2 protein-coding genes are annotated in these 2,088 nt (G+C 66.7%); both read right to left on the bottom strand.

The features are described 5' to 3' along the window. Window positions 1–3 precede the first annotated feature (3 nt). Window positions 4–969 (bottom strand): carbohydrate ABC transporter permease, encoded by a 966-nt coding sequence (locus AB0M52_RS33470; protein WP_363961849.1) that lies wholly within the window; start codon window positions 967–969, stop codon window positions 4–6. Window position 970: 1 nt separating this feature from the next. Further along, window positions 971–2,023, bottom strand: coding sequence for a sugar ABC transporter permease (locus tag AB0M52_RS33465; RefSeq protein WP_363961848.1), 1,053 nt, complete (start codon window positions 2,021–2,023; stop codon window positions 971–973). Window positions 2,024–2,088: the final 65 nt, after the last annotated feature.

Genomic DNA, 2,088 nt, shown 5'->3' with positions numbered 1-2,088 from the left:
GGATCAGCCCTTGACGCTGCCGGAGAGCAGCCCTCGAACGAAGTAGCGCTGCAACGACAGGAACACGATCAGCGGTACGACGATCGAGACGAACGCTCCGGCGGTCAACCGTTGCCACTCGTTGCCGCGGGTGCCGGCCAGCTCGGCCAGCCGGACGGTGAGTGGTGCGGTGACGTCGCTGCCACCGGCGAAGATCAGCGCGACCAGCAGGTCGTTCCAGACCCAGAGGAACTGGAAGATGCCGAGCGCGGCCAGGGCGGGCGCGATCAGGGGCAGGATGATGGTGCGGAAGATCTTGGGGTGGGTGGCCCCGTCGACCCGGGCCGCCTCCATCAGGTCCTTCGGCAGTTGCGAGATGAAGTTGTGCAGCAGGTACACAGCGAACGGCAGGGCGAAGCAGGTGTGCGCGAACCACACCTGGGCGAAGTTCTGCGCGCCGTCGAGGTTCCAGGCGGGCATCAGGGTGACGCCGCCCAGGCTGACTCCGCGCGAGAAGAAGCTCAGCAGCGGCACCAGGGCCATCTGCAGCGGCACGATCTGTAGCGCGAAGATGCTGATGTAGAGCCAGTCCCGACCCCGGAAGTTGATCCAGGCCAGGGCGTACGCGGCCAGCGCCGCGAACGCGATCGGGAACAGCACCGACGGCAGGGTGATTACCACCGAGTTGATGAAGTAGGCGGCCAGCTGCCCGGATGAGGCGTTCCGCCCGAACAACACGTCCTGGTAGTTCTGCAAGGTGAACTGGGGGTCGCTGAAGAAGGTCCACCAGCCGGTGGTCTTGAGCTGCGCCTCCGGCCGGAACGAGGAGACGAACAGGCCGAAGGTCGGGATGGTCCAGACGACCGCGATGACGATCGTGACCAGGGTCGCGGTGCGGCCGCTCAGCCGCTTGCGTACCCGGGACGCCCGGGTGGACCGTCCGCTGGTGTCCTGGGTGCCGGCGGTGACCGGGGGAGTGGTGGTGGTCATCTCAGCCCTCCCGTCGCTGCCGACGCAGGTTGCGGATCTGGAAGATCACGATCGGTACCACCAGCACGAAGAGGAAGACCGCCAGGGCGGAGCCCTGCCCGTTCTGGCCGTACCGGAACGCCTGGTTGTACATCTCGTTCGCGATCACGCTGGTGTCGTAGTTGCCGTTGGTCGCGGTGCGGACGATGTCGAAGACCTTCAGCGTGGCGATCGAGATGGTGACCACCACCACGATCAGCGCGGACCGGATGCTGGGCAGGGTGATCTGCCAGAACATCTGCCAGGGGCCGACTCCGTCGAGGCGGGCCGCCTCGACGATGTCGGCCGGAATGGCCTTGATCGCCGCGGAGAGCACCACCATGGCGAAGCCAGCCTGGATCCACACCATGATCACGATGAGCAGCAGCGTGTTCAGCGGTGAGTCCAGCAACCACTGCCGTGGTTCGCCGCCGAGGCTGACCACGATCTGGTTGAGCAGGCCGATCTGGTCCTCGCCCTCGGCCCGGTAGGCGTACACGAACCGCCAGATGATGGCGGCGCCGACGAACGAGATCGCCATCGGCATGAAGATCAGCGACTTCGCCACGACCTCCAGCCGGGCCTTGTCGACCAGGACGGCGTAGAGCAGACCGATGGAGGTCGCCAACAGCGGGACCAGGGTCACCCAGATCAGGGTGTTGAGCAGCACCCGCAGGATCGAGTCCTCGGCGAACATCCAGCGGTAGTTGTCCAGGCCGACCCAGTTCTCGCTGTTGCCGTCCATGAACGACAACAGCGTGGTCCGGATCGCCGGGACGACCAGGCCGATCAGCAGCAGCAGCACCGTCGGCAGCAGGAAGAACAGCGCGAACAGCCCCTCGCGGGGCTTGGTCCGCCGGGGCAGCGGTGCGCCGCTGGCGGACGCGGCGACGAGTAGCGCCTCGCGGCGCCGGGCGAAGTGGGCCGGGACCACGTCGAGCAGGACGAGCAGGCCGCCGACCACCACCGCGAAGCCGACCAGCCCCCACAGCAACATCATGAATTTCGGCGCCTGGTCGGCGAAGTCGAAGTTCATCAACCCTCCCAAGGGTTCTCGGCAGAGCCGGTCAGCGGCGGTACAGGTCGGCGGTGGCGGCGCTG

Origin of the sequence: Micromonospora sp. NPDC051296 (genome assembly GCF_040682255.1) — a bacterium.
GTDB classification, from domain to species: Bacteria; Actinomycetota; Actinomycetes; order Mycobacteriales; family Micromonosporaceae; genus Micromonospora; species Micromonospora craterilacus.
This window is presented reverse-complemented; position numbering and strand designations above follow the sequence as displayed.

Coding starts and splice junctions, on each gene's coding strand:
- AB0M52_RS33470 (WP_363961849.1), bottom strand. CDS start 969: ATGACCACCACCACTCCCCCGGTCACCGCCGGCACCCAGGACACCAGC.
- AB0M52_RS33465 (WP_363961848.1), bottom strand. CDS start 2,023: ATGAACTTCGACTTCGCCGACCAGGCGCCGAAATTCATGATGTTGCTG.